This is a genomic window from Nocardia puris, from assembly GCF_036051655.1.
GTDB classification, from domain to species: domain Bacteria; phylum Actinomycetota; class Actinomycetes; order Mycobacteriales; family Mycobacteriaceae; genus Nocardia; species Nocardia puris.
On record NZ_CP107943.1, the window covers coordinates 5,930,401 to 5,956,829 of the forward strand.

At 71.0% G+C, this 26,429-nt stretch carries 26 protein-coding genes and 2 pseudogenes; 12 read left to right on the forward strand and 16 right to left on the reverse strand.

The genetic code is table 11. From position 1 onward, the window contains the following. The first annotated feature begins 15 nt into the window (after positions 1-15). The 4 genes from aztB to OHB21_RS27455 all read left to right on the forward strand — a co-directional run bounded on the left by aztB (position 16) and on the right by OHB21_RS27455 (position 5,063). Positions 16-2,004, forward strand: a complete 1,989-nt coding sequence (gene aztB / locus OHB21_RS27440) for a zinc ABC transporter permease AztB (RefSeq protein WP_195124128.1) — start codon at positions 16-18, stop codon at positions 2,002-2,004. After that, a complete protein-coding gene (aztC, locus tag OHB21_RS27445) occupies positions 2,001-2,909 on the forward strand; it encodes a zinc ABC transporter substrate-binding protein AztC (protein WP_195124129.1) in 909 nt (302 codons plus the stop codon). Before aztB ends, aztC begins: the two co-directional genes overlap by 4 nt. Positions 2,910-2,943: 34 nt before the next feature. Continuing rightward, on the forward strand, positions 2,944-4,101 hold the full coding sequence (aztD, locus tag OHB21_RS27450) for a zinc metallochaperone AztD (protein ID WP_195124130.1): 1,158 nt from the start codon (positions 2,944-2,946) through the stop codon (positions 4,099-4,101). Positions 4,102-4,352: 251 nt separating this feature from the next. Then, positions 4,353-5,063 (forward strand): haloacid dehalogenase type II, encoded by a 711-nt coding sequence (locus tag OHB21_RS27455; protein ID WP_067502575.1) that lies wholly within the window; start codon positions 4,353-4,355, stop codon positions 5,061-5,063. A 261-nt stretch (positions 5,064-5,324) separates the two neighbouring features. Here OHB21_RS27455 and OHB21_RS27460 read toward each other — a convergent pair whose 3' ends face one another. From OHB21_RS27460 to OHB21_RS27480, 5 genes are all read right to left on the reverse strand, one after another. Further along, positions 5,325-5,921 (reverse strand): phosphoribosylanthranilate isomerase, encoded by a 597-nt coding sequence (locus OHB21_RS27460; RefSeq protein WP_067502572.1) that lies wholly within the window; start codon positions 5,919-5,921, stop codon positions 5,325-5,327. Positions 5,922-5,945: 24 nt separating this feature from the next. Continuing rightward, entirely contained in the window at positions 5,946-6,230 is a 285-nt protein-coding gene (locus OHB21_RS27465; protein WP_067502569.1) for a hypothetical protein, read from the reverse strand. Between the two features lie 68 nt (positions 6,231-6,298). Then, positions 6,299-7,048: an LGFP repeat-containing protein gene (locus tag OHB21_RS27470; protein ID WP_228788432.1), complete on the reverse strand. Its 750-nt coding sequence runs from the start codon at positions 7,046-7,048 to the stop codon at positions 6,299-6,301. 82 nt (positions 7,049-7,130) lie between these two features. Next, complete coding sequence (locus OHB21_RS27475; protein WP_067502563.1) at positions 7,131-7,469, reverse strand: hypothetical protein; 339 nt, start codon at positions 7,467-7,469, stop codon at positions 7,131-7,133. 102 nt (positions 7,470-7,571) lie between these two features. After that, positions 7,572-8,570, reverse strand: a complete 999-nt coding sequence (locus tag OHB21_RS27480; protein ID WP_067502561.1) for an Acg family FMN-binding oxidoreductase — start codon at positions 8,568-8,570, stop codon at positions 7,572-7,574. Positions 8,571-9,014: 444 nt separating this feature from the next. Between OHB21_RS27480 and OHB21_RS27485 the strand changes: the two genes are divergently transcribed. Further along, the gene (locus OHB21_RS27485) at positions 9,015-9,755 is read left to right on the forward strand and encodes a pirin family protein (protein ID WP_195124132.1); all 741 of its coding nucleotides are present in this window, start codon (positions 9,015-9,017) and stop codon (positions 9,753-9,755) included. Positions 9,756-9,781: 26 nt separating this feature from the next. Here the strand turns inward: OHB21_RS27485 and OHB21_RS27490 are convergent, their stop codons facing one another. Next, positions 9,782-10,135: a hypothetical protein gene (locus tag OHB21_RS27490; protein ID WP_195124133.1), complete on the reverse strand. Its 354-nt coding sequence runs from the start codon at positions 10,133-10,135 to the stop codon at positions 9,782-9,784. 60 nt (positions 10,136-10,195) lie between these two features. Further along, positions 10,196-11,044, reverse strand: a complete 849-nt coding sequence (locus OHB21_RS27495; protein ID WP_067502550.1) for an SAM-dependent methyltransferase — start codon at positions 11,042-11,044, stop codon at positions 10,196-10,198. Between the two features lie 428 nt (positions 11,045-11,472). Between OHB21_RS27495 and OHB21_RS27500 the strand changes: the two genes are divergently transcribed. Together OHB21_RS27500 and OHB21_RS27505 are read left to right on the forward strand one after the other, a co-directional pair. Beyond that, complete coding sequence (locus OHB21_RS27500; RefSeq protein ID WP_067502626.1) at positions 11,473-11,754, forward strand: hypothetical protein; 282 nt, start codon at positions 11,473-11,475, stop codon at positions 11,752-11,754. A gap of 129 nt (positions 11,755-11,883) precedes the next feature. After that, positions 11,884-12,300 carry an organic hydroperoxide resistance protein gene (locus tag OHB21_RS27505; RefSeq protein ID WP_067502547.1) on the forward strand — a complete coding sequence of 139 codons (417 nt, stop codon included), beginning with the start codon at positions 11,884-11,886 and terminating at the stop codon, positions 12,298-12,300. A gap of 374 nt (positions 12,301-12,674) precedes the next feature. Here the strand turns inward: OHB21_RS27505 and OHB21_RS27510 are convergent. The 7 genes and pseudogenes from OHB21_RS27510 to OHB21_RS27540 form a co-directional block, all read right to left on the reverse strand. After that, positions 12,675-14,013, reverse strand: a pseudogene (locus OHB21_RS27510) (FAD-binding protein); the annotation flags it as partial. Then, complete coding sequence (locus OHB21_RS27515; protein ID WP_195124134.1) at positions 13,920-14,177, reverse strand: ATP-binding cassette domain-containing protein; 258 nt, start codon at positions 14,175-14,177, stop codon at positions 13,920-13,922. The pseudogene OHB21_RS27510 and the gene OHB21_RS27515, both read right to left, overlap by 94 nt. Beyond that, positions 14,174-14,858, reverse strand: a pseudogene (locus OHB21_RS27520) (ABC transporter permease); the annotation flags it as partial. The pseudogene OHB21_RS27520 and the gene OHB21_RS27515, both read right to left, overlap by 4 nt. Before the next feature lie 121 nt (positions 14,859-14,979). Further along, entirely contained in the window at positions 14,980-16,776 is a 1,797-nt protein-coding gene (locus OHB21_RS27525; protein WP_195124135.1) for an acyl-CoA dehydrogenase, read from the reverse strand. A gap of 130 nt (positions 16,777-16,906) precedes the next feature. Beyond that, positions 16,907-18,739 carry an adenylyl-sulfate kinase gene (gene cysC, locus OHB21_RS27530; protein WP_195124136.1) on the reverse strand — a complete coding sequence of 611 codons (1,833 nt, stop codon included), beginning with the start codon at positions 18,737-18,739 and terminating at the stop codon, positions 16,907-16,909. Next, complete coding sequence (cysD, locus tag OHB21_RS27535; protein WP_067502539.1) at positions 18,739-19,671, reverse strand: sulfate adenylyltransferase subunit CysD; 933 nt, start codon at positions 19,669-19,671, stop codon at positions 18,739-18,741. Before cysD ends, cysC begins: the two co-directional genes overlap by 1 nt. Before the next feature lie 25 nt (positions 19,672-19,696). Next, positions 19,697-20,581, reverse strand: coding sequence for a helix-turn-helix domain-containing protein (locus OHB21_RS27540; protein ID WP_067502623.1), 885 nt, complete (start codon positions 20,579-20,581; stop codon positions 19,697-19,699). Positions 20,582-20,664: 83 nt separating this feature from the next. Here OHB21_RS27540 and OHB21_RS27545 point away from each other — a divergent pair, with 83 nt between their 5' ends. The 3 genes from OHB21_RS27545 to OHB21_RS27555 are packed head-to-tail and all read left to right on the forward strand — an operon-like array spanning position 20,665 to position 23,785. Then, complete coding sequence (locus OHB21_RS27545; protein ID WP_067502620.1) at positions 20,665-21,828, forward strand: hypothetical protein; 1,164 nt, start codon at positions 20,665-20,667, stop codon at positions 21,826-21,828. Next, positions 21,828-22,604: an SDR family oxidoreductase gene (locus OHB21_RS27550; RefSeq protein WP_067502536.1), complete on the forward strand. Its 777-nt coding sequence runs from the start codon at positions 21,828-21,830 to the stop codon at positions 22,602-22,604. Before OHB21_RS27545 ends, OHB21_RS27550 begins: the two co-directional genes overlap by 1 nt. A gap of 17 nt (positions 22,605-22,621) precedes the next feature. Further along, positions 22,622-23,785, forward strand: coding sequence for a sulfotransferase family protein (locus OHB21_RS27555; RefSeq protein WP_067502534.1), 1,164 nt, complete (start codon positions 22,622-22,624; stop codon positions 23,783-23,785). Between the two features lie 318 nt (positions 23,786-24,103). Here the strand turns inward: OHB21_RS27555 and OHB21_RS27560 are convergent, their stop codons facing one another. Together OHB21_RS27560 and OHB21_RS27565 are read right to left on the reverse strand one after the other, a co-directional pair. Continuing rightward, positions 24,104-24,772 carry a PaaI family thioesterase gene (locus OHB21_RS27560; protein WP_067502532.1) on the reverse strand — a complete coding sequence of 223 codons (669 nt, stop codon included), beginning with the start codon at positions 24,770-24,772 and terminating at the stop codon, positions 24,104-24,106. A 56-nt stretch (positions 24,773-24,828) separates the two neighbouring features. Continuing rightward, entirely contained in the window at positions 24,829-25,422 is a 594-nt protein-coding gene (locus OHB21_RS27565; protein WP_067502529.1) for a TetR family transcriptional regulator, read from the reverse strand. A 20-nt stretch (positions 25,423-25,442) separates the two neighbouring features. On the opposite strand from OHB21_RS27565, the gene OHB21_RS27570 reads away from it, so the two are divergent. Together OHB21_RS27570 and OHB21_RS27575 are read left to right on the forward strand one after the other, a co-directional pair. Further along, positions 25,443-25,811 carry a hypothetical protein gene (locus OHB21_RS27570; RefSeq protein ID WP_067502526.1) on the forward strand — a complete coding sequence of 123 codons (369 nt, stop codon included), beginning with the start codon at positions 25,443-25,445 and terminating at the stop codon, positions 25,809-25,811. After that, positions 25,778-26,323 carry a hypothetical protein gene (locus OHB21_RS27575; RefSeq protein WP_232331604.1) on the forward strand — a complete coding sequence of 182 codons (546 nt, stop codon included), beginning with the start codon at positions 25,778-25,780 and terminating at the stop codon, positions 26,321-26,323. The genes OHB21_RS27570 and OHB21_RS27575 overlap by 34 nt, the downstream gene beginning before the upstream one ends. The last annotated feature ends 106 nt before the right edge of the window (positions 26,324-26,429 follow it).

A 26,429-nucleotide genomic window follows, 5' to 3' on the forward strand; every position in this document is an offset into this window, starting at 1 on the left:
TTAGAGTGTCGCCCCATGGAGTGGTTGATCGCCCCGTTCGAGGTGTCCTTCGTGGCGCGGGCACTGTGGGGCGGGCTGCTCGTGTCGTGCCTGTGCGCGATCGCGGGTACCTGGGTGGTGGTGCGCGGCATGGCGTTCCTCGCCGACGCGATGGCGCACGGGATGCTGCCGGGCATCGCCGTGGCCGCGCTGCTGGGCGGAAACCTGTTGGTGGGCGCGGCTTTCAGCGCGGGCGCGATGGCGCTGGGCGTCACGGCGCTGAGCCGCGACACGCGGTTCTCCGCCGATATCGGCATCGGGCTGTTGTTCGTCGGCATGCTGTCGGTGGGGGTGGTGATCGTGTCGCGGGCCCAGTCGTTCGCGGTCGACCTCACCGGGTTCCTGTTCGGCGACGTGCTCGCCATCCGCGACCGTGACCTGTTCTGGCTGGTCGTCGCGCTGCTCGCGGCCGCGGTGACGGCGGCGGCCGGGCACCGGGCCTTCCTCGCGGCGTCGTTCGACGAGCGCACCGCGCACACGCTGGGCCTGCGGCCGAAGCTCGCGCACGCGGCCATGGTCGGGCTCATCACCCTCGCCATCGTCGCCTCGTTCCACATCGTCGGCACGCTGCTGGTGTTCGGGTTGCTCATCGCGCCGCCCGCCGCGGCGATGCTGTGGGTGCACCGCATCCCGCTGATCATGCTGACGGCGGCGGGGCTGGGGTCGGCCGCGACGTTCGTGGGCCTGCTGGTGTCGTGGCACGTCGGCACGGCGGCGGGCGCCACGATCGCGGCCACGGCCGTCGGATTCTTCTTCCTGTCCGCTGCGGCCTCGGCGCTGCGCGCGCGAATCAGGTTCGGCGGCAGGGGAACCCGAGTGGGTGCGGCGGCCGTCGTGGCGGCGGTGTCGGTGGCGGGCTGCGGTGCGACGGGTCCGGTGGACGATGACGCCGAGCCGACGCCGCACGGGTACGTGGCGGGCGCGGAGGAGACCGCCGAGCCGAACCCGCGACTCGTCTTGGTGGACAAGGATTCCGGCGCGGTCCGCGTGCTCGACCTGCTCTCGCAGGAGGTCACCGAACTCGACACGGTGCCGGGGGCCGACCGGATCGCGACCGACCGGCGGCACGTGTACGTGTCGGGCGAGCGGGGCGTGACGGTGGTCGATTCCGGTTCCTGGCTGGTCGATCACGGTGATCACGTCCACTATTACCGGGCGCCCATCCGAGCGGTGGGCGCGCACGAGTCCGGGGACGTCGTCGCCGCCGCATCGGATTCGACGGTGGCGGCGCTGAGTTCGCCGGACGGTGGCGCGACACTGCTGGATCGTGCGGCCTTGGACAACGGCGAAGTACGCGAAATCGGTTGGCGCGCCGACGGTCCGGCCGTCCCTCTCGGCGAGCGCGTCCTGGTCGCCGATCCGGCGACCGGTGCGGTGACGGTCCGCACGCGGGAAGGCGCGGTCGAGTCCACGCTCGACGCACCCTGTGCCGAGGCGCGCGGGACCGCCGTCACCCGGCGCGGTGTCGTGTTCGGTTGCGCGGACGGCGCTCTCGTCGTCTCGGCGGACGGCGGCGCGTTCGCGGGCGAGAAGATCGCCTACCCCGCGCCGGTGCCGCCCGCGGAACGCGCGGTGGCGTTCACGCACCGGCCGAACAGCGCGACGCTGGCCGCCGCGGCGGGCGATCGCGGGGTGTGGGAGCTCGACATCCGCAAGAAGACCTGGAGTTTCGTCCCGACGGGCGCGGTGGTCGCGGCGAACACGCCGGGGGAGGGGGCCGCGCTGCTGGCCCTCACACCCGACGGAGTGCTGCGCGCCTACGACGTCGAGAACGGCACGGAGGTGAAGAGCGCACCGCTCGTCACACCGGGCGCAAGCGCCACGATCGCGATCGACACGAGTCGCGTCTATGTCAACGATCCCGTCGCACGAAAGGTTTTCGAGATCGACCACGCCGACCTGCGCGTAGCCCGCACCTTCGACCTGGATATCAGTCCCGGCCTCCTGGCGGAGACGGGCGAATGAGGACCGCGGCGCTGTTCGGCGCGCTCCTGGCGGCCGCGCTGACGCTGACCGGATGCGACGGCGGTGGCGGCGACCGTCCCGAAATCGTCGTCACCACCAACATTCTCGGCGACCTCACGGCCGCCGTGGTGGGCGCCGCCGCCGAGGTGACCGTGCTGATGCCGCCGGACGCCGACCCGCACAGCTTCGCGGTCTCCGCGCGACAGGCCGCGACCCTGGAACGCGCCGACTTGATCGTGCACAACGGGCTCGGGCTCGAGGAGGGCGTGCTGCGCCACGTGGAGGCCGCGGCCGAGGCGGGCGTCACCACCGTCGCGGTGGGCGAGCACGTCGATCCGCTGCGCTACCGCCCGGAGGTCGGCAGCGGACGCCCCGACCCGCACTTCTGGACCGATCCGCGCCGCGTGCGCACGGCCGTCGAGGTGATCCGCGACGAGATCCTCACCCACGTCGACGGTATCGACGCCGACGCCGTGCGCGACCGCGCGACCCGGTACCTCGGTGAGATCGACGGCTTGGACTCGTGGATGACCGAACAGTTCGCGGCGCTGCCCCCTGAGCGCCGCAAACTCGTCACCAACCACCACGTCTTCGGTTATCTGGCCCAGCGTTTCGGGTTCGAGGTGATCGGCGCGGTGATACCGGGCGGCACCGCGCTCGCCTCGCCCAGCCCGTCCGACCTGGCCGAGCTGGCCGGGGCGGTGCGCGCGGCCGGGGTACCCACGATCTTCGCCGACTCCGCCCAGCCCGACCGGCTGGCGCGAGTGCTGGCCGAACAGGCGGGCCTGCACGTCCGCGTTGTCGCGCTCTACACCGAATCGCTCACCGGCCCCGACGGCGGCGCGCCCACCTACCTGGCGATGATGCGCGCCAATACCGAGTCGATCGTGCGCGGTCTCGCATGAAACTCGCAGTGTCACAACGAAAGAGGAGCACCACATGCACATTCGGACCCGGGCGATGGCCCTGTCCGGCCTGCTCGCCGCGGCGGTCGCGCTGGCGGGCTGCGGCGCGGACGACGCGTCACCGGACGCGCGGGAACCCATCGCGGACCCGATCGCCCTCACCTACGACGGCGGCATCTTCGTGCTCGACGGAAACACCCTGGAGCTGAAGGGAACCACCGAACTCGAGGGCTTCAACCGGCTGAACCCGGCGGGCGACGACGACCACCTGATCGTCTCCACCACCGAGGGCTTCCGCGCCTACGACGCCACCGCGGCCGAATTCACCGACGTCGAATTCCCCGGCCCCAAGCCGGGACACGTGGTGCGCCACGCCGGCCGCACCGTGCTGTTCTCCGACGGCACGGGTGAAGTGATCGCGTTCGACTCCGACGCGCTCGGCGAGGGCGAGCCGCCCACCGACACCTACAAGGCGGAGCAACCGCACCACGGCGTCGCGGTGGAACTGGCCGACGGCTCGCTGGTGCTCACCCTCGGCACCGAGGAGGCCCGCACCGGCATCGTGGTGCTCGACAAGGACCGCAAGGAGATCGCCCGCAACGAGGACTGCCCCGGCGTGCACGGCGAGGCCACCGCCAAGGGCGAGACCGTCGTGGTGGGCTGCCAGAACGGCGTGCTCTACTACCGCGACGGCGTGATCACCAAGGTCGCCAGCCCCACCGAGTACGGGCGCATCGGCAACCAGGCCGGCAGCGACGCGTCGGCGATCGTGCTCGGCGACTACAAGCAGGACCAGGACGCCGAACTCGAACGGCCCGAGCAGATCGCGCTCATCGACACCGAGACCGGCACGCTGCGGCTGGTCGGCCTCGGCACCAGCTACACCTTCCGGTCCCTCGGGCGCGGCCCGCAGGGCGAGGCGTTGGTCCTCGGCACCGACGGAGCCCTGCACATCATCGATCCGGTCGCCGGCACGGTCACCAAGAAGGTGCCGCTGTTCGATCCGTGGCAGGAGCCGCTGAAGTGGCAGGAGGCGCGGCCCGCGCTGTTCGTGCGCGAGGGTGACGCCTACGTGTCGGACCCGGCGAGCAAGACCGTCAAGCGCGTCGACCTCGCGACCGGCGAGGTCACCGCGACCGGCACGCTGCCGGAGAGCCCCAACGAGATCAGCGGCGTGCTCCACCAGCACTGAGCCACGACGGCCCCGGCATCCCGCCGGGGCCGTTTCTCGCTCGGCCGGTCATGTTGTGCCGCAGTCGGTTTCGCGCGCGACGTATGAGCTCGGCCGGACACCCGCGGACCCAGGTCCGCCGCAAGCCCGCGCTCGATGGTCGCGAGCGTGAAGTCTGGCGGATGGCCCCCTGCCGAAGCTGTCGCAGGACTGCCTGAACCGGCACTCCTGCTAGCGTTTCCGTCGTCCGATCTCGGGAGAAGGGGGCGCACATGACCGAACTCGCGCCGAAGGCGTTGCTGTTCGACGTGCAGGGCACCGCCACGGATTTCCACACCACGGTCCGCACGGCGGCGGCCGAGATCGCCGGCCCCGACCACGCCCACGTGGACTGGTCGGCGTTCGTCAACGACTGGCGCGCGGCGTACTTCCGGGAGACTTCCGCCGGGCGCCCGGCGGGCACGCCCTGGATCTCCGTCGCCTCGATCTATCGCGCCACCCTGGACGAGGCGCTGGCCGCCGTGGGCGTGGATCTCCCTGCGGCCCAGCGCGATCGGCTCAGCGATGCCTGGAAACACCTGGACCCCTGGCCCGACGTGGTGCCCGCGCTGCACCGCCTGCGCCGCCGCTACCTGCTCGCCACGCTCTCCAACGCCGACGTCGACGCGGTCGTGAGCATCACCCGGCACGGCGACCTGCCCTGGCACGCCGTCTTCGCCGCCGAGATGGCGGGCGTCTTCAAACCCGACCCCGCTGCCTACCACCTCGCGAACCACTACCTGGGCCTGCCCGCCACCGACATCATGATGGTCGCCAGCCACAAGTACGATCTGCACGCCGCCCGCGCCCTGGGTTTCCGCACCGCCTTCGTCCTGCGCCCCCTCGAACACGGCGACCCCTCCCTCGCCGACCTCACCCTCGAACCCGAATTCGACCTGACCGTCACCGATTTCGCCGACCTCGCCGATCACCTGGGCTGCTGAGCGGAGCCGGGCTGCTACCGGACCCGGACCCCAGCGGGTCGGCACACCGGACCGGTTCGGAGGTGAGACCGGTGGCGTTATCGGCGCGCACGGCGTACTGAAAGCCGGGCGCGCGCACCTCCGGCGGGACGGAGCCGATCGAGTCGCCGGTGCGGCACGCGCGGGTCGGCGGAGAACGCCATCTTCTCCGAAGCGGCGAGCTCGCGCAGTGTGACGACCGGGCGGCGGCGGGCTCGTCCGTCGCCGCACCGGCCACCCCGATCAGGCGGAGCGGGCCGCCGCTACGAAGGCGCGCATACGGCCGAGATCTTTGACGCCGCGGGTGGATTCGATGCCGCTGGAGACGTCGACGCCCCACGGGCGGGCTTCGGCGATGGCCTCGGCGACGTTGTCGGGGCCGAGGCCGCCGGCGAGGAGCCAGTGGCCCTCGGGGCGGGCGGTGAGGGTCGAGAGGTCCCAGCGGCGGCCGGAACCGGCGTCGGGGGAATCGAGCAGGAGCATGTCCTCGCCGAAGGCACCGACAGTCACGTCCGTGTCGGGCGTCAGGGCGACGGCGCGGAGCAGCCGCAGGCCGGTGTCGGCCAGGTCGGCGAAGGCCTGTTTGTCGTAGGCGCCGTGCAGCTGGATGGCGCCGACGCCCGACTCGAGCGCGACGCGGCGCACCTCCTCGGGAGGCATTCCCGCGAACACGCCGACGGTCAGCACGGACGAAGGCACCTCGCGCACCAGCGCACGCGCGGCGGCCGGTTCGATCCGGCGCACGCTCTGGGCGAACACGAATCCCACAGCGTCGGCGCCCGCCGTCACGGCCACCTCGACCTGCTCCCCGGTGCGCAACCCGCACAGCTTGACGTACATGCCGGTCACGCTAACAGCGGGCGCTCACGCGCCGTTCGTCGCCGTCCACACCAGCAGCGCCATGAACAGCGCGAACACGCCGAGCACCCCGCCGATCACGGCGTCCTTCCCGTTGGTGGCCTCACCCCGGTCGGCCCGCAGCCATCCGACCGAGCCGGTGAGCACGGCGCCGACGGCGGCGGGCGCGGCCAGGATCTCGCTGACGAACGGGATGAACGAGAACGCGGCGGCGAAGATCCCCAGGACCAGCGCCGTCAGCCCCATGCCGTTGCGCGGCCGGGGCCTCCCGTTCTCGAATTCGGGCGACATGACGCCCAGTATCGTCCCGTCGCCACGCCCGCGCGCACCGACCTGGCGGCGATCACCGAACGGACCGCTCAGGGCTGCCAGGTGATGCGGCCGCCCTGGAAGTCCTGCGCCTTGCCGCCCTGGTAGTCGTACTCGTCGCTGGTGGGGTAGCCGTAGCGGCCGTTCTCGGCGCCCGCGCGGGCCCAGTCGTCGCGGATCGAACCCCAGACGGCGTGCGCGCCGGTGGACGGCGACCAGTAGATCGCGCCGCCGGGGAAGAGGTTGTAGCGGCCGTTGTTCTTGCTGGCGGCCTCGCTGCTGATGGGGAAGCCGAGGGGACCGCCCTCCCAGCCGAGCTGGCCCCACTTGTCGCGGATCTGGCCGCCGATGTAGGCGGCGCCGGTGCCGACGGACCAGTAGATGGATCCGCCCTGGAAGTGGTTGAAGCGGCCGGTGTTGCCGGGGGTGCCCTGTTCGCGGGTCACCGGATAGCCGAGGACGCCGCCCTCCGCACCGAATTCGTTCCACTTGTCGCGGATGGAGCCGTTCACGCTCTGCGCGCCGGTGTCGGGATGCCAGTAGATGGCGGCGTTGCGCTCGAACACCTGGTGGCGGCCGCCGCGCGCGGCGTCGAGTTCGGGGGTGACGGGGTTGCCGAAGACCGCGCCGCCGCCGGCCTGGTCGTATTCGACCTCGATCGCGCCGCCGACCTCGTGGTCGCCGATGGGGCGCGCGGCGGCCGCGCCGACGCCCGCGCTGAGCAGCAGCGCGAGGGCGGTGGTCGCGACCGCGCCGCGGCGGGTCGTGGACGGGCGGACGGTGCTGCGGTGCCGGGCCAAGAGAACTCCCTGACGGATAGGTGGATGGGCGGCCGCGGGCATGGGCGCGGCCGTGACATGCGATTTCAGCCTAACGGGCGGATCAGCCGCCCGGGTTGAGCCACTGACCGACGGGCATCGGCGGCAGCGCGCGCACCGCGGCCATGATCGGCGCGCACAGCGGGTTGCCGCCGCCGGGACCCCAGGAGGTGGAGCACACGTGGTTGCCGAGCTTGTCGTAGTGGGACGAGACACCCTTGTACGACCAGGTCAGGCCGTCCTCGGACGGGCTCCACGGACACTGGTTCTGCGCCACGCCCTTGCAGGGCCCCTCGACGCCCCACGGGCCGACCGGATAGGCCGAGGCGCCCGGGGCCAGGCCCAGGGTGAGCAGGCCTGCGGCGGCCGCGCCGAGTGTGACGCGCTTCATCGCTGTTCTCACGGGGCTTCCCTTCGACTGGAGCTGCGTGCCGATGTCGTCAGGTGTTCGACACCGGGACCATCGGTCCCGGACGCGCGATCGTTAGCGGAGGTCGCGAACGGTTCAGCGGGTTGCGAGGTAGTCGGTCACCGTGCGGCGCGGCGTCGGCGGTGTGGGTTCGGGCGGTGGAGCGGCGCCGATCCGCACCACGACCTGCGGCGCGCGGCCGTCCGGCAGCAGGCCCGCGAGGATGCGCCGCGCGGCGGGTAGCTCGGTGATATGGGTCAGCGGACAGGTCCCGAACCCGGCCGCGGTGGCGGCGAGCAGGACCGCCGAGAGCGCCTCGCCGGTGCGCAACCACTGTTCCGGGGAATCGCCGGTCGAACTCAGGGCGATCAACCGGGCGTGATCCACCTCGGCGCCCGCCGGACGCGCCGGGCCGGGCGGGGTGGGGAAGTCGCGGCGGACCGGCACGCGCTCGGCCTGCCCGGCCGGGGTCAGCGCCGTGGGCGGAATGCCCTCCGGCAGATCGAAATTACCTGTCCACCACCGGAGTTCGCTCTGGTAGGGCTGGTCGAAGCGGCGCAGCGCCGCGGCCTGGCCGGAGGCCGCGGCCAACCGGTCGGACGCCGACTCGGGCAACTCGTCCACCGCGATGCCGGTGCCCGCGGCGGCCTCGGTCAGCTCGGGCAGCGCCCGCTCCCACCCGGGTGGCGCGGCCATCGGCGGGCGGAAGGATCGCCGCGCGCCGATCGCACCCGCCAGCGCCACCACCCGCTCACCCGGGGCGAGCACCGGCTGGAAGGTGAGGGTGGCGAGGAGGTCGGGCTGGTCCGGATCGGGCAGCCGGTCGACGTCGGCGTGCCAGCCGCGCACCTCGAACGCCATTTCCAGGTGGTGGAGCAGCGCGCCGCAGCTGATCACGCGCTGGCGCCCGCTCGGGTCGGCCATGGGCAGCAACCGCTCCGGATCGCTGGACAGGTGCAGGCGCGTTCCGTCGAAGAACAGGCGCCAGGGCTGGGAATTGTGCAGCGACGGCGCGCGGCCCGCGGCGCGCGCGACGGCGGTGACCGTCGAGAGGTCCGGTGCTCCGGCTCCGGCGGCGATGTCATCTGCGGTCATGCCTATCGAGTATGGCACTGTCCGCGCCCGCCGCCCCGCGATTCGAGGCGTCCGCTCCGGTGCGCGATTGCGCGGCGGTCGCTGGGACTATGGAATCAATTCGCCGCCACGCCGTCGCGAAGATTGCCTTGGTGCCGATAGTTACCCAGGCTTAGCGCCTATGTCGTGCCCCGCGTGCTCGTGGTCCTCGCCGATGGTGGTGTCCTCCCATGGATCGGTTCGTTATCTGCGTTGTGTCTGCGGGACGTGGTTGGTGCAGCACGGGGGAGGCGTGGACATCGTCACCGGTCGCGCCGCGCTCGCGGACGCCGACGAGGCCGAACACCTCGAGCTGATCCCGTTGCCGGACGAGTGAGCCCTGGAGTGGCGACGCCCACCACCGGGGAATAGCGAACCCGTAGCGGCGCTTCTATCGGCGGGAGGGCCGAGCCGGAGGAGTGGACGATGACGCCGACACCGCGGGTGCGCGTGGTGCGCGCCGACGAGCGCGCGCACTGGTGGAACGAGTGGCTGGACTCGCGGCAGTCGTTCCCGGCCACCGGCAACTTCGATCTCGCCGCCAACGCGCACGGCCTGCTGCTCGTCCACAACGAGGACGTCGTCGGCCCGGGGGAGGGTTTCGACACGCACCAGCACCGTGACATGGAGATCGTCACGTGGGTGCTGGAAGGTTCTGTGGTGCACCAGGATTCGGCGGGCAACTCCGGCGTGATCCACCCGGGCCTGGCGCAGCGGATGAGCGCGGGCACCGGCATCCGGCACTCGGAGAAGAACGGCGCGGCCTACACCGAACGCGAGCACCTGCGCGTCGTGCAGATGTGGGTGCCACCCACCGAATACGGTGCGCGCCCCGGATATCAGGAATCCGACGTCGACACCGCGCTGCGGGGCGATGCGCTGGTGCCCATCGCGTCCGGGCTGCCGCGTGACCGCGCCACCACCGCGATCACGCTGGGCAACCGCCACGCGGCCCTGCACGTCGCGCGCCTGGACGCGGGCCGCTCGGTCACGATACCCGACGCGCCCTACGGCCACGTGTTCCTCGCCAGGGGCGCGGTCGATTTCGAGGGTCACGGCGCGCTGGCACAGGGTGACGCCGTGCGCCTCACCGCGTCCGGCGGGCACCGGGTCACCGCCATCGAACCCGCCGAAGTGCTGGTGTGGGAGATGCACGCGGCGGCCTGAGCCCTGACTCGGAGTCCGTCCGGCGCCTAGGACCCGGCGGTGCCGCCGCCGATGGCCAGGTAGAACACCATGAGCACGAGCAGGAACCAGCCAGCGCCCTGCCAGATCGGCCACGCGCCGCCGCGGCGCAGGGTGCGCACGGTGAGCACGAACGCGCCGATCCCGCCCGCCAGCAGGACCAGTCCCGGTCCCAGCACGACGGCGAGCCGCGCGGGCGTATCGCACAGGATCGGCCCGTCCAGGCAGACGTCGCGGCGGGCCGCCCAGACCATCGTGACGGCCGCGACCAGCGCCGCGACCGTGATCACGCCGAGGTCGTAGCGGACCGCCCGGCGGAACGTCCCGGGCTCGGACCAGCGCTTCTCGACATCGTCGACCATTCGGATCACCTCCGCTCGCGTGGATGTCGGCCCACCGCCGAGTCTACGGATCCCGGTGGCTCAGGGTTTGCGGGCGACGCCCGCCCAGTACCAGGCCGAGGTCGCCTCGGCGGGCGCGTCGGCGCCCCGCTCGGCGAGATCGGGCCGCCAGGTGACCACGGGCACCACGCCCGGATCCACCAGATCGGTTCCGGCGAACAGGTTTTCGGTCTCGGCGCGGCTGCGCGGCCGGAACGGAATGCCCGCGCTCTCGGCCGACTCCACCACGCGGGCCATGGCGCGCGCGTCGAAATCGGCGGTGGGGTGCGTGATCACCAGGTAGCTGCCCGAGGGCACCGCGTCCAGCAGCGCGCGCACCTTGGCGGCGGGATCGTCCTCGTCGCGGAAGTACATCAGGATAGCGACCAGCATGATCGCGACGGGCCGTTCGGTGTCGAGGGTGGCGGGCAGCGCCGGATCGCCCAGCAGGGCGCCCGGATCGTGCAGGTCGGCGTGGATGAACGCGGTGCGCCCCTGGCCGGTGCTGCTCATCAGGGCGCGGGCGTGGGCCAGCACGATCGGGTCGTTGTCCACGTACACCACGCGCGCCGCCGGATCGTGCCGCTGGGCGACCTCGTGGGTGTTGCCCGCGGTGGGGATGCCGGTGCCGACATCGAGGAACTGATCGATGCCCGCCTCCTGGACCAGGTAGCGCACCGCCCGGCCCAGGAAGGCCCGGTTGGCGCGGGCCATGGTGCGGATGGCGGGGACGTGCGTGGCGATCACGTCGCCGAGCGCGCGGTCGGCCGGGTAGTTGTCCTTGCCGCCGAGCCAGTAGTCGTAGACGCGCGCCTCGTGGGCGACGCTGGTGTCGATCCGGGCGGTCGTGCCCTGATCGGCCGGGCCGCGCTGGGCTCCGTTGTCCGGCATGACGTTTCCCCTTCGCGGCGCCCGGGTGCGCGGGTGGCCGCCGGTGCTGAGATCTGCGCGCTCAGCTTAGTCCAGCGAACACCCGGCACGCGGCGATTCCGCGAACCGAGAGGCGGGCATCGCGCGGTCCGTCCGGCGTCGCGGGACGAGCGGCGGGCACCGCGCGGCGCCGCGGCTACTCGACGACCCCGGTACGTCCCCGCGAGCGGGCCGAATGCGGCGATGACGCCGCGAATCCCGGGTTCGGGCCCCGCTTCGGACATGCACTCGGCAGTGTGGGTCGAGACCCGAAATATCCGGTGTGTCGGGTACATCCCCTCCCGGCGGTGCGATTCAATCGATGGGTTGCACTCTTGTTCCTCGCAGTAACGCGCTCTGTGTGAAGACGAATCCCAGCATCACCTCGGCATCCGTGAAGGAGCATGACAGTGAGCACCATTCTCTGCGCGCTACACGACACCGTCCTCGCGCAGGTCAGCAACCCGTCACCGGAAGCGCCGCCATTGGCGGACAAGCTCATGCAGATGGGCCGGTATTTCACCTGGCTCGTCCAGTTGTCCGGGATCACCGCGATCACCTACGGCGGCGGTCGTTTCGCCTGGGAGAAGTGGAGCGGCGGTGGACTCCAGTCCCCGAAGATGGTGGCCAGCGCGATGGCGGGCGGTGCGGTCGCCACCAGCGCGGGCACCATCATGAACGCGGTCATCTAGCGCGGTCCGAGGCCGCGCACCACGGGGTCACCCGCGGTGTGCGGCCTCTTTCACACCCAATAATAGTTGTGCACAATTTAGTTGCTCGCTACTGTTCTTGATGGAGTCATCCCGAGGGAAGGAACAACCATGAACATCCTGTACACCGCCGAGGCCACCGCGACGGGCGCCGGGCGCGGCGGCTACGTCCGATCCTCCGACGCCGCACTGGATCTCGCGCTGAGCGTGCCGAAGGGGCTCGGCGGCGCGGGCGGTGCGGGCACCAACCCCGAGCAGCTGTTCGCGGCCGGCTACGCGGCCTGCTTCCACAGCGCCTTGCAACTCGTCGCGCGTCAGCGCAAGGTCGCGATCGCGGATTCCTCGGTCACCGGGTCCGTCGGCATCGGATCGAACGGACAGGGATTCGGCCTGGCCGTCACCCTCACCGTCGACCTGCCGGGCCTCGAGCACGACGCGGCGCGCGAGCTGGTGGAGGCGGCGCACCAGGTGTGCCCGTACTCCAACGCGACGCGCGGGAACATCGACGTGGACCTGGTCGTCGCCTGAGTCCGGCGGGCGCGGGTGGTCAGGGCGGCGGGGTCCCACGGTCCCGTCGCACCCCTGCTCAGGTAGCCGGCTCCCGCACGGAGCGAGGGTCGGCCGCGCCCCGCCGGTCGGCCTCCGCGTGATCGGATCGTCGTCGGGAGCCGTCCGGGGCCGGAACCGTCAGGTAGTGCGCGGCCGGTGGAACGGACGCGCGGTGCCACGCCGTCGCGCGGGCGGGTCGGCCAGGTGGTCGCGGCACGCACCGGGCTGCTGTCCTGGCTGCGGCGGGAAGCCGAACCGGTCCGGTCGGTCCTGCGCGCCCGGTGGGCGGCGCGACGTCACCACCCGGCGATAGGCGCACAGGTCACGGGGCGGCACGGTGTCTCTCATGCGTGCACCGCGCGCCTGGCGTAGGCGCGGACGTCGGCGTCGGTGTCGGCGACGGCGCGGGCCAGGGCCGCGCGGGCGTCGTGGTCGTCGCGCCAGGTGGTGAGGGAGAGGACGGCGGCCTTGCGGACGTCGAGGTGGGGGTCGGCCAGGGCTTCGGACAGCACGCCGACCGCGAGTTCGCGGCCCGCGCCCGCCAGTCCGCGCGCGGCGCCGGGTCGTCGTCGGTCAGGTAGGTCGAAAGGTCTTCGGCAGTAGGCGAATCCAGCGCCAGCAGGGTGACCAGCCGGGGCGAGGCGGCGAAACAGGCTCCGTCGGTGCGACGGTCGGTGCGTCGTCGCGCTGCGGCGCACGTCCGGCCCGCACCTGCGGCTGCTCCACCGGGATGATCGTGGGATCGGTGGACGGCACGTCGTCCAAACCGGGCACCGGCACGAGATACGGCGCGACCGGCCGCTCGAGGAACACCATCTCCCCGTCGTCGCCCTTGCGCACGTTCAGGTGATAGCGCCACTCGTGGTCGTCGCGCTCCGGCAGATCGGCCCGATCGTGGTAGAGGCCCCAGCGGGATTCGGTGCGGGTGAGCGAACTGCGCGCGGCCATCTCGGCGCAATCGCGGATGAACGACACCTCCACCGCGCGCATGAGCTCGTGCGGGGTGCGCGCGCCGATGCCGTCGACCTCCGCGCGCATCCGCTCGAACGTCTCCACGGCGATCGACAGCTTCGTGGCCGTCTTCGGCGGCGCCACATAGTCGTTCACGAACCGGCGCAACTTGTACTCGACCTGCGGTTGCGGCGGGCCGTCGGGATGGGTGAGCGGACGGTAGATCAGCTCGTGCGCGGCGGTCAGCTGATCGGCGGGCAATTCGGCGGGCGCGTCGAGCTCGGACAGCGTCGAGGCGGCGTGCGCCCCCGCCAGGTCGCCGTAGACGAACGCGCCGATCATGTAGTTGTGCGGCACGCACGCCAGGTCGCCGGCCGCGTAGAGGCCGGGCACCGTGGTGCGGGCGTGTTCGTCCACCCAGACACCCGAGGCGGAATGCCCACTGCACAAACCGATTTCGGAGATGTGCATCTCGATGTCGTGGGTGCGGTAATCGTGGCCCCGGTAGTCGTGGAAGGTGCCGCGCGTCGGGCGCTCGGTGGTGTGGAGGATGCCCTCCAGCGTCGACAGCGTCTCGTCGGGCAGGTGCGAGACCTTGAGATAGATGGGGCCGCGGGCGGATTCGATCTCCCGCTTGACCTCGGCCATCATCTGCCCCGACCAGTAGTCGCAGTCGACGAACCGGTTGCCTTCGGCGTTGACCTGGTAGCCGCCGAAGGGGTTGGCGACGTAGGCGCAGGCGTCGACTTGCCGCAGCCGGATTTGCCCACCACGACGAGGATTTCGCCGGGCGCGATCTCCAGATCCACGCCCGCCAGCACGGTCGTGCCGCCGTAGGCGATGCCGATCCCGTCCAGCGCGAGGCGCATCCCGCCGGTGGCGGTGGACGCGGTGGTGACGGTCATCGCGTGACTCCTCTCGGCAGCCAGCGTGTGACGCGGCGCCCGGCCAGTTCGACCAATCCCGAAGTGGCGAAACCGAGTACGCCGATGGTGATCATGCCGACGAACACCGCCGGATAGTCCACGATGGTGTAGGCCTGCCAGGTGCGGTAGCCGACGCCGAGGCGCCCCGAGATCATCTCCGCGGAGATGAGGCAGATCCACGCCACCCCGACACCGACCGACAGGCCGCCGAGCACGCCGGGCAGGATGCCGGGAAACACCACCCGCAGCAGCACATCCCGGCGCGAGGCGCCCAGGGTGCGCACCGCGTCCTCCCAGATCGTCGGCAGCGCCCGCACCGCGTGCCTGGTGCTGATCAGCACCGGGAACAGCGAGGCGGTGATGGTGATGGACACGATGCCGGACTCGTCGCTGGGGAACAGCAGGATCGCCACCGGGACCAGCGCGATCGCCGGGATCGGGCGCACCAGTTCGGTGAGCGGGCCGAACGTCTCGGCCAGCAGGGCGGGAGCGGCCCAGGCCGATCCCGGCGACCACGCCCACCACGGCCGCCAGCCCGAACCCGGTGACGATCCGCACCAGCGACTGGGCGACGTCGAGGAGGTACTGATCGGAGCCGAGCTGCTGACCGAACTCGGCGACGATCTCGGTGACGGTCGGCAGGGCGTCGAAACGCAGGCCGGTTACACCGGGTGGATCAGCGCGCTGACCTGGTGGTACGCGGATGGCGGGGGCTATTGCGCCACCCTGCGGGGCGGACCGTGATTTCGATCAGGGCGATTCGAAATACGCGCCGGATCCGTCAGAACCAGGAGTCGCGCATCTCCAGGGTGGTGCGGTCGAGCGAGGCGAGCAGGTCGAGCTGCGGGCCCGTCTTGGGCAGCTCGTAGCGGAAGAAGTAGCGGGCGGCGGCGCGCTTGCCCTCGTAGAACTCGCCCGCACCGTCGGCGGCGGCGAGGGTCTGTTCCAGCCAGATCCACGCGACCACCAGGTGCCCGAACGCCTCGAGGTAGACGGTCGCGTTGGCCATCGCGGCGGCCGGGTCGCCCCCGGCGAACAGCCCGCCGGTGACGGTCAGCAGCCGCTGCCAGGACGCGTCGAGCAGCGCGGCGTGCTCGGCGAGTTCCCCGCCGCGCGCGGTCGCGGCCGCCGTGGTCTCGGCGATGCGGTCGGTCAGCAGTCGAAGCGACGCGCCGTCGTGCTGGATCACCTTGCGCCCCAGCAGATCCAGGCCCTGGATGCCGTGCGTGCCCTCGTGGATCGGGTTGAGCCGGTTGTCCCGGTAGTGCTGTTCGACGTCGTACTCGCGGGTGTAGCCGTAGCCGCCGTGCACCTGGATGGCGAGGCTGTTGGCCTCCAGACACCACTGGGAGGGCCAGCTCTTCGCGACGCCGGTGAGGATTTCCAGCAGCAGCGTGTGGTCGCGGGCCTGCTGCTCGTCGGTGGCCGTGCGGCGCAGGTCGACGAGGCGGTTGCAGTAGAGCAGCAGGCCGAGCGCGCCCTCCACGTAGGCCTTCTGCGCGAGCAGCATGCGTTTGACGTCGGCGTGCTCGATGATCGGGATCTGCGGTGTCGCAGGGTCTTTCGCGGTGAGCGCGCGGCCCTGGGTGCGCTCGCGCGCGTACTGGAGCGACTTGAGGTAGCCGGTGTAGCCGAGCGCCGTGGCGCCGAGGCCGACCCCGAGGCGGGCCTCGTTCATCATGTGGAACATGTACGACAGGCCACGGTGCGGTTCGCCGATCAGGTAGCCCACCGCGCCCGCGGCACCGCCCGGCGTGTGCGTGCCCTCGCCGAAGTTCAGCACCGTGTTGGTGGTGCCGCGGTAGCCCATCTTGTGGTTGAGGCCCGCCAGCGTCACGTCGTTGCGCTCACCGAGCGAACCGTCTTCGCGGACAAGGTATTTCGGCACGACGAACAGGGAGATGCCCTTGGTGCCCGCCGGCCCGCCCGGGATCTTGGCCAGCACCAGGTGCACGATGTTCTCGGTGAGTTCGTGATCGCCGCCCGAGATCCACATCTTCGAGCCGAACACCCGGTAGGTGCCGTCCTCGCGCGGTTCGGCGCGGGTGACGATATCGGCCAGCGACGACCCGGCCTGCGGTTCGGACAGACACATGGTGCCGGTGAACCGGCCCTCGACCATGGGGCGTACGAACCGGTCGACCTGCTCCTCGGTGCCGTGCGCGGCGAGCAGGTTGGCGTTGCCGACGGTGAGGAACAGGTAGCCCGCGGTGCCCACGTTGGCGGCCTGGAACCAGCTGAACCCGGCCGCCTCGACGGTGGCGGGCAGTTGCAGCCCGCCGATGCGCTCGTCCATGCCCGCGCCGACCAGGTTGGCCTTGGCGAACGCCTCGACGGCGGTCTTGACCTCGGGGATGAGCGTCACGCGCGCGCCGTCGAAGGTGGGCTCCTGCGCGTCCGCGCGCTTGTTGTGCGGCGCGAAATACCTGGTCGCGATGTCCTCGCACAGGTCGAGGAATCCGTCGAAGGTCTCCTTGGAGTGTTCGCCGAAGCGGGGGAGCGCGGTGAGCCCTTCCACCCGCAACCACTCGTAGAGCAGGAAATCGAGGTCCCTGCGGGAGATCAGATTCGAGCGCACCGGCCATCCTCTCGCGACGTCACATCCGCCAAGGCCGCCGCTCTCCCGGCGGCCAATTTGATACGTTACTACCGATGTGTCGCGAATGTCACCCTCCGGGGGCGGCCGATCGCGCCGGCCGCCCCGCCGATCAGGCGAGGTCGTCCAGGAGCGGCAGGATGCGCGCGGCCATGGCGGCCGGGTCGCCGTCGGCCGGGCGCAGGACCAGGTCCGGGGCGGCCGGTTCCTCGTAGGGGGCGTCGATGCCGGTGAAGTCCCGGATCTCGCCAGCCCGCGCCTTGGCGTACAGGCCCTTGGGGTCGCGGGACTCGCAGAGCTCCAGGGGCGTGTCGATGAAGACCTCGAGGAAGGGCAGGCCCGCGGCCTCGTGGGCGGCGCGGGCCCGGTCGCGGTCGGCGCGGTACGGGCTGATGAGCGAAACCACCGCCGTGACACCGGCTTCGGCGAACAGGCGGGCCACCTCGGCGACGCGGCGGATGTTCTCGGCGCGGTCCTCGGGCGCGAAGCCGAGGTCGGCGTTGAGTCCGTGGCGCAGGTTGTCGCCGTCCAGGAGGAACGCCGGGCGGCCCGATGCCACCAGCCTGCGCTCCAATTCGACCGCCACCGTTGACTTCCCGGAGCCCGACAGCCCCGTCAGCCACACCGTCGCCCCGCGCGTGGCGCGCTCTTCGCGCCCGACGGCCGTCGCGTGCCACACCACGCGTGAGGACGGCAGCGTCGGCCCGGTGATCATGCCCGCCGCGACCGTGTTATTGGTGACGTCGTCCACCAGGATGAAGCTGCCGGTTGTGCGGTTGCGCCGGTACGGATCGAACAGCAGCGGCTGGCGGGTGCGCAGCTGCACGCGCCCGATCTGGTTGAGCGACAACGACTCCGCGTGCTCGTCGCGGTGCAGGGTGTTCACGTCGAGCCGGTAGTCGAGGCTGCGCACCTCGGCGGTGGCGGCCCGGGTGGTGTGGCGCAGTGTGTAGGTGTTGCCGGGCGTCAGCGTGGCGTCCTCGGCGAACCAGCACACCATCGCGTCCAGGTCCCGCCCCACCTGCGGCCGGTTCGCGGGGCGGCACAGCAGATCCCCGCGCGCGATGTCGATCTCGTCGGCCAGCTGCATCGTGACCGCCTGCGGCGGAAACGCTTCGGCCACCGGCGCACCGCCCGGCCCCCAGATCGCCGACACCGTGGTGGTGAAACCCGAAGGCAGCACGGCGACTTCGTCCCCGGGCTTGAACACCCCGCCCGCGACCGTCCCGGCGTAACCGCGGAATTCGCCGCCGTGCCTGCGCGTTACGTACTGCACCGGGAACCGCGCGTCGATGAGATTTCGGTCCGAGGCGATGTGCACCTCCTCCAGGTGGTGCAGCAGGGGAGTGCCCTCGTACCACGGCATGCTCGCGCCCCGGTGCACCACATTGTCGCCGTGCAGCGCCGACACCGGCACGAACGTCAGGTCGGACACGTCCAGTTTGGTCGCGAAACCGGCGAACTCCTCGCGGATCTCCTCGAACCGCGCCCGCGACCAGCCCGCCAGATCCATCTTGTTCACGCACAGCACCAGGTGCGCGATGCCCAGCAGGCTCGCCAGGAACGCGTGGCGGCGGGTCTGCTCCACCACGCCCTTGCGCGCGTCCACCAGGATCAGCGCCACGTCGGCGGTGGACGCGCCGGTCACCATGTTGCGCGTGTACTGGATGTGGCCTGGGGTGTCGGCGATGATGAATTTCCGCCTGGGTGTGGCGAAATAGCGGTGTGCCACGTCGATGGTGATGCCCTGTTCGCGTTCGGCGCGCAACCCGTCGGTGAGCAGCGCCAGGTCGGGGTAGTCGTCGCCGCGGTCGCGGCTGGCGCGCTCCACGGCGGCCAGCTGGTCGGCGAAGATCGTCTTGGAGTCGTAGAGCAGGCGGCCGATGAGCGTCGATTTGCCGTCGTCGACGCTGCCCGCGGTGGCCAGGCGCAGCAGGGTGGTCATCAGAAGTACCCTTCTCGTTTGCGATCTTCCATGCCCGCCTCGGAGATGCGGTCGTCGGCGCGGGTGGCGCCGCGTTCGGTGACGCGGGCCGCCGCGACCTCGGCCACCACCTCCTCGGGGCTGGCCGCCGCGGATTCCACGCACCCGGTGCACGTCGCGTCGCCGACCGTGCGGAACCGCACGGTGGCCTCGTAGGGTTGCTCGCCCGGCAGCAGCGTCAGGAACCTGGTGTGCGCCAACAGCATTCCGTCGCGCTGCACCACCTCGCGGCGGTGCGCGTAGTACAGCGGCGGCAGCTCGATGCCCTCGGCCGCGATGTAGCCCCAGATGTCGAGCTCGGTCCAGTTCGACAGCGGGAACACCCGGATGTGCTCCCCGGGCCGGTGCCTGCCGTTGTACAGATTCCACAGTTCGGGCCGCTGCGCGCGCGGCTCCCACTGCCCGTACTCGTCACGGAAGCTGAACACCCGCTCCTTGGCGCGCGCCTTCTCCTCGTCGCGGCGCGCGCCGCCGAACACCGCGTCGAACCCGCCCTCCCGGATCGTGCGCAGCAGCGTCGCGGTCTGGAGGCGGTTGCGCGAGGCGCGCGGCCCGGTGTCCTCCACGACGCGGCCCGCGTCGATGTCGTCCTGCACCCGCCCGACGATCAGGCGCAGGCCGAGGCGTTCGACGGTGCGGTCGCGGTACTCGACGACCTCGTCGAAGTTGTGCCCGGTGTCGATGTGCAGCACGGGGAACGGCAGCGGCGCGGGCCAGAAGGCCTTGGCCGCCAGGTGCAGCATCACCACCGAGTCCTTGCCGCCGGAGAACAGCAGCACCGGACGCTCGAATGTCGCTGCCACTTCACGGAATATGTGTGCCGACTCGGCCTCGAGCGCGTCCAGGTGGGGTAGCTCGTAGGTGCTCGCCGTCGACTTTGCGTACTGGCTCACGGATCAAAACTAGAACACGTTTCGATCATCGGTCAACGGGTGCCCGTCCGCCGCTGGCCCGCGTCACCGCGTCGGCCGCCGCCATCAGCGCCGCGCCGCGCCGGGCGATCTCGGCTCCCGTGATGGCGGCGCCGACGTACATGGTGAGGATCATGTTCTGCCTGCCGTCGCCGCCGTAGGTGGGGGCGGCGAGCAGGCTCACCGGATGCTCCTTGCGCGGGCGCAGATCCGCGCCGAGGTAGACCCGCTCGCCCAGGCTGCTGACCAGTTCGCCGACGAGTTCGCGCAGCTCGTCGGGCAGATCGCGGTCGGCGACGCCGGCCAGCAGCGAGTAGAGCCGCCGGCCCGCGCCGGTCATACTCTCGATGAGGTAGCCGCGCGCCCGGCATTCCGCGACGACCTGGCGCAGGCGCGTCTCGTCCTGGCGCAGCGGCACGGTCGACGGGGTCGCCAGCCACGCGTCGAGGGCGGCGTCGGTGTCCCACAGCACGTACATCAATCCGACCGGCGGCGCGAAATGGTAGGACGCGCCCACCTTCACCATGCCGGGCCCGGTGCTCTCCAGTACCGAGATCCGGTCGCCGACCACGGCCGACGCGGTGCAGGTGGTGCGGTATTTCGCGCTGAGTTCGGCCAGTTCGCCGCGCGCGATGGCCGAGATGGCGAACCCCTCCTGGGCCACCCGGCCCGCGGCGATGAGCGCGGGCCCGAGGCCGTAGGTGTGGGTGTGCGGGTCGCGGACCAGATACCCGGCGGCGGTGAGCTCGGTGAGAATGCCCAGGCAGGTGGGCTTGGCCATGTCCAGCTCGCGGGCCAGCTCGGACAGGCCGTAGCGCTTGCCCCCGCGCTCGACGAGGAAATCCAGCAGCTGGACCACCCGCTGCGTGGGGGCGGATCGGCGCGCGACCATGGACAACTCCTAGAACACGTTCTAATCTGACTCGTATCGAAATGTACCAGAGCGGTACATATTTGGACCAGCAGGAGAAGCCTTTGCTGACCGCACCGTTCGCGGACGCGATCGCCGCCGCCGAGCAGCTCATCACCGCGGCCCCCCACGTGCAGACCGAGCAGGATCTGGTGGAGGGCTACGACTACCTGGCGGGCAGCATCCGCGCCTCGCTCCAGATGGCGTGGGCCTACGAGCGGGACTTCCCGTTCTTCGTCCAGTCCACGGGCCCGTACACCAAGATGGGCCTGGACAACCCCGACACCCTGTACTTCCACTCCTACCTGCGCCCGGACGCCGAATACGTGGTGACCGGCCGCCGGGGCACCACCCGCGACCTGAGCTTCCAGGTGCTCAACGGCGACTACTCGCCGGTCGACGTGCCCGACAGTCACACCGCCTTCGACGACCGGGAACTCGACATCGCCGCCGACGGCTCCTTCGAACTGCGCCTCGGTCCGGGCGAGCCGCGGCGCGGTTACGTCCACCTCGCGCCCGATTCGGCGATGCTCGTGGTGCGCGAGGTGTTCAGCGACTGGGCCACCGAGCGCCCCGGACAGTTGCGCATCCAGCGTGTGGACCGGGTCGGTGACGCGCCCCCGCCGCTCACCCGGGATCTGCTCACGAAGCGCTACGGCGTGGCGGGCAAGATGCTCGTCTCGCGGATCCAGACCTTCCTGGCGTTCCCGAAGTGGTTCTACCTGAACCTGCCGGTGAACACGATGACCGAACCGCGCCCCACCCCGGGCGGGCTGGCCACCCAGTTCTCCTCGGTGGGGCACTACGACCTGGCCGACGAGCAGGCCATGATCATCACGGTCCCGAAGTCCGACGCGCCGTACCAGGGCTTCCAGCTCGGCAGCATGTGGTACATCTCGCTGGACTACCTCAACCACCAGACCAGCCTCACCGCCGACCAGGCGCGCGTCGACCCCGACGGCATGATCCGCCTGGTGGTGAGCGAACGGAATCCCGGTCTGGCCAACTGGATCGAGCGCACCGGCCACGCGCGCGGCTATCTCCAGTTCCGGTGGCAGCGGCTCTCGCGCGATCTGAAACCCGAGGACGGGCCGGCGGTCGAGATCGTCGACGTGAGCGAATTGCCCGCCCGGTTGCCGTATTACGAGGACGCCAGGGTGACGCCGGAGGAATGGAAGGCGCGGATCGCGGCGCGCCAGGTCGCCGTGGCGGAGAGGATGCTCGGCTGATGTTGTTGCAGGACAAGGTCGTTGTGGTGTCGGGCGTCGGCCCGGGTCTCGGGCGGGCCATCGCGGTGCAGAGCGCGAAGGCCGGTGCGGACGTGGTGCTGGCCTCGCGCACCGAATCGCGGCTCACCGAAGTCGCCAAGGAGATCGCCGAACTCGGCAGGCGGGCGGTGGTGGTGCCCACCGATATCAACGACGAGGACGCGGTGGGGCATCTGGTGGAGACCGCGACCGGTGCGTTCGGGCGCGTGGACACCCTGGTGAACAACGCGTTCGCCATCCCGCCCATCACCGATCTGGCCGTGGTGGATCTCGACCAGGTGCGGGCCGGTTTCGAGACCAACGTGCTCGCCGCGCTGCGCCTCACCAGGTTGTTCGTCCCGGCGCTCACCGAGACGAAAGGCTCGGTGGTGATGATCAATTCGGCGGTGCTGCGGCATTCGCGGCGCACCTTCGGCCCCTACAAGATGGCCAAGGCCAGCCTGCTGGCGCTCGCGCAGAGCCTGGCCACCGAGCTGGGGCCCCAAGGCATTCGGGTGAATTCGGTGGCGCCCGGCTACATCTGGGCCGACAACCTCAAGTGGTATTTCAACTACCTCGCCAAGGAGCGCGGGGTGACGCCCGAGGAGATCTACGCCGAGACCGCGAAGACCATCGATCTGCGCAAACTGCCCGAACCCGACGAGATCGCCGACGCGGTGGTGTTCTTCGCCTCGTCGCTGGCGCGCGCGATCACCGGGGCCTGCCTGGATGTCAACGGCGGCGAGTACCACCACTGATGAGGAGACAGCACGACATGATCGGCAGGGACGACGTCGGCACGGTCGACGATCTGCACGCCTCGGCCACGAAGGTGGTGGGGCTGGACGATTTCGGCGCCGACGACTACCGCGAGGGGCTGGGCGTGCTGCTCGACTCCTACGCGAAGGAAGCCGAGCTCACGCCGTTCGGCAACAAGATCACTCGCGCGTTCCTGCGCGGTGCGCTCATCGCCCGCCTGCTCAGCGAGCACGCGTGGAAACAGCATCCCGACCACGAACAGGTGGCCATCGAGCGGCCGATCTTCGTCACCGGGTTGCCCCGGTCGGGCACCACGGCCGTGCACCGGCTGCTCAACGCCGACCCGGCGCACCAGGGCTTGGAGATGTGGCTGACCGAGATGCCGCAGCCGCGCCCGCCGCGCGAGACCTGGCCGGGCAACCCGGTGTACCAGCGGATCGAGGCCGCGTTCGAGCAGCACCACGTGGAGCATCCCGAGTTCATGGGCGTGCACCACATCTCCGCCGACCAGGTGGAGGAGTGCTGGCAGTTGCTGCGCCAGTCGGCGATGTCGGTGTCCTACGAATGCCTGGCGTACCTGCCCGGCTATTCGGAGTGGCTGGCCGGGCGCGACTGGACCGGCGCCTACCGCAGGCACCGGCGCAACCTGCAATTGATCGGCCTGCCCGACGCCGGGAAGCGGTGGGTGCTGAAGAACCCGAGCCACCTGTTCGCGCTGGACGCGATCTTCGAGGTGTATCCGGACGCGCTGGTCATCCAGATGCACCGTGACCCGCGCACCATCATCGCCTCGGTGTGCAGCCTGAACGAGCAGGCGTCGGCGGGCTGGTCGGAGAAGTTCCGCGGGCCGGTGGTGGGCAGCACGCAGCTGGACCTGTGGGCGCGCGGCGCCGAGCGCTTCCGGCGCGATCGGGCGCGCCACGATCCGTCGCGATTCGCCGATGTGTACTACGACGATTTCGTGGCCGATCCCCTCGGTGCGGTCGCCGCGATCTACGGGAGGTTCGGGCTGACGCTGAGTCCGGAGGCCGAGCGGGCGATGGCGGCACTGCACGCCGAGAGCACGTCGGGCGCGGCGCGGCCCTCGCATCGGTACACGCTCGATGATTTCGGGCTCACCGCCGATCAGGTGGACGAGCGATTCGGCGAGTACCGGGCGGAGTTCTTCCCGGGGAAGTGAACGCGGCGCGCCGGGCGGTCTGCTGTACCGACCGACGTCTGTTCACGGTCTGCATAGTTGCATCACCTGCAAGAATCGGTGCCGATTCCGCGTGTCCGATACCTGAAAACCGGCTCTGTTCAGGTGGTTTCCCGTGCGTGGGCCGGGTGTCGACGAGGGGCAATCGAATTGGTGCCGACCATGCAAAGGTGCATCGACTGCCATTCCGAAGGGCCTCGGCACGCACCATCGAGCATGGCACAGCACCACGAAAGGCCGCGACCCGAAATCCGCTGCGAAAAACGCGGATTCACCGGGTCGCGGCCCTCGGGGTGATCCCTACTGCTGTCCCGGCTTCAGGACGATGAACAAGCCGTTCGCCTCCGCGCACAGGCGGTCGCCGTCGTGCAGGGTGGCGCGGACGTAGACCTTGCGGCCCTCGATGCGCTCGGCGAAGGCGTGCAGGCGCAGCGGGGTGTCGAGCGGGGTGATGGAGCGGTAGTCGACGGTAAGCGAGGCCGTGCGGGTGACCGCGCCCGCATGCAGGGCGGCGGCCATGCCGAGCAGATCGTCGAAGGCGACGCCGATGTGGCCGCCGTGCGCGGCGCGGTTGCCGCCGAGATGGAAGGTGCGGAACGTGACGCGGGCGGTGACGCCGTCGCGGCCCGCCTCGTCCACCACGTACGGCGGCAGCGTGATGTTGCCGCGCGCCGGGAGGTCGGCGCGGGTCCAGGTGGGGGCGGACCACTCGTCCACCACCGCGCCGTCCAGCTTGGCGTTGAGTTCCTTCAGCAGGGTGATCGCCTCGAGCGCCAGGTCGTCGGACGGCGAGGACAGGCGGACCCGGTCCATCAGCGCGCGCGTCTGCTCGACCAGCTCGCCGTAGTGCGGGCCGCCGCGGGAGATGTCGACGTCGCGCGTCGCGGCGTCGATCAGTTCCGCCATCGGGCGGAAGCCGCCCTCGTGGTGTTCCGCGGTGGGTAGCGCGTCCACCCGCTGTTCGTCCATGAGAACAAGTTATCGGTTGCCCGCCGAATGCTCGCGGCCCGGGCCTGTGGGCCCGGTCACCGTCGGTAGGACTCCAGCAGGGTGCGGGCCGCGCCGGTGAGGTCCGCGTCGAGCCAGTCCGGCAGCGACGGCGCGTGCGCGTGCCTGCGCAGCGCGGCGTACGGCAGGTCCACCACGGCGCGGCTGATCGCGTCCAGCTCCCGCGCGCCGTCCCCGCCCAGCAGCTCGCGCGCCATGCGGCGCAACCGCCCGAACAGCGGCGCGTTCATGGTGCTCAGCCGCTCGTGGAACTCCGCGTCCGGCGCGCCGTCGAGCAGATCGCGCGGCCGCAGTTCCAGCAGCAACCGCGCGTCGTCGGGCAGGTCGCGCCCGAAGCCCACCGCCGCGGCGACCATCGCCACGCCCGCCTCGACCGGGTCGTCCGGCGCGGCCGCCGCGAGCGTCCGCTCCTGGAAACGGGCGAGCGCACGCAGCCAGGCGGCCGTCAGCACGCCGTTGCGGTTGCCGAACCGGTGGTAGAGCGTGCCCACGGGTGCGCCGCTCGCGGCGGCGATCGCGGCCACGCTCGCGGCGCGCGGGCCGTCGGCGAGGACGAGCGCGCGGGCCGCGTCGAGGATCGCATCGGTGTCGTGCTTGCGAGGTGGGGCCACTACTAGTACGTTCCTTCTATATGGAGCGATTGTCCTATATCGATGAGCATGCCAGAGAAGTCGACGCGAATCGGGACCGGGCCTGGAAAGCGGTGTGTCGTGTCGCGGGGACCGACCCCGCGAACCCGTCCGGCGCGATGACCGGCTTCGCGGTCGAATCCGCCGAGGAACCGAGCCGCCTGGCGCTGCACGGGCGGCACTGGTTCTCCCGCTATCAGCTGATCTTCGAACTCGACGAGCACGGGCCCGGCCGCACCACGGTGCGCGCGATCACCCGCGCCGAGTTCCCGGGTCCGCACGGAAAGGTGTACCGCGCGTTGGTGATCGGCACCGGCGGCCACGTCCTGGTGGTGCGGTGGATGCTGCGGAAGATCGCGGCCGCGGCATGACGCCCGGACAGGTCTGGGGCGCCACCGAAGCCGAGTGCGAGACGCCGCTGCCGTGTGACCGGGTACTGCCCGGCGCGTTCGCGGCGGACCGCGCCATCAGCATCGACGCCCCGCCCGCGCTCGTGTTCGGCTGGCTGTGCCAGCTGCGGGTCGCGCCCTACAGCTACGACCTGCTCAACAATCTGGGCCGCCGCAGTCCGCGCCGCCGTGACCCGGAACTCACCGAACTCGCGGTGGGGCAGCGGTTCATGCGGCTGTTCACGCTGGAATCGTTCGTGCTCGGGCGCCACCTCACCCTCGTGTCGGGCGACGGCATCTGCGTCACGTACGCGGTGCGGGCCGAGGGCGGCGGCACGCGTCTGGCGGTCCGGGTCCGGTGCGCCGCACCCGCGTTCGCCGCGCGGCTGCTGGTAGCCGGCGACGTGATCATGATGCGCAAACAACTGCGGACCTTGCGCGCACTGGCCGAGGCCGAAGCGCGGGACGCGCGGGCGGCGGCCGGAGAGTCCTGAGCCGGGGGTGCTCGCCGGACGGTCGTGCTCCCGATGTGGCGGAACCGGTTTCCGAAACGGCCGATTGTCGGTAAAACGCCCGCCGTGCGGCATGGCCGTGCGAAAG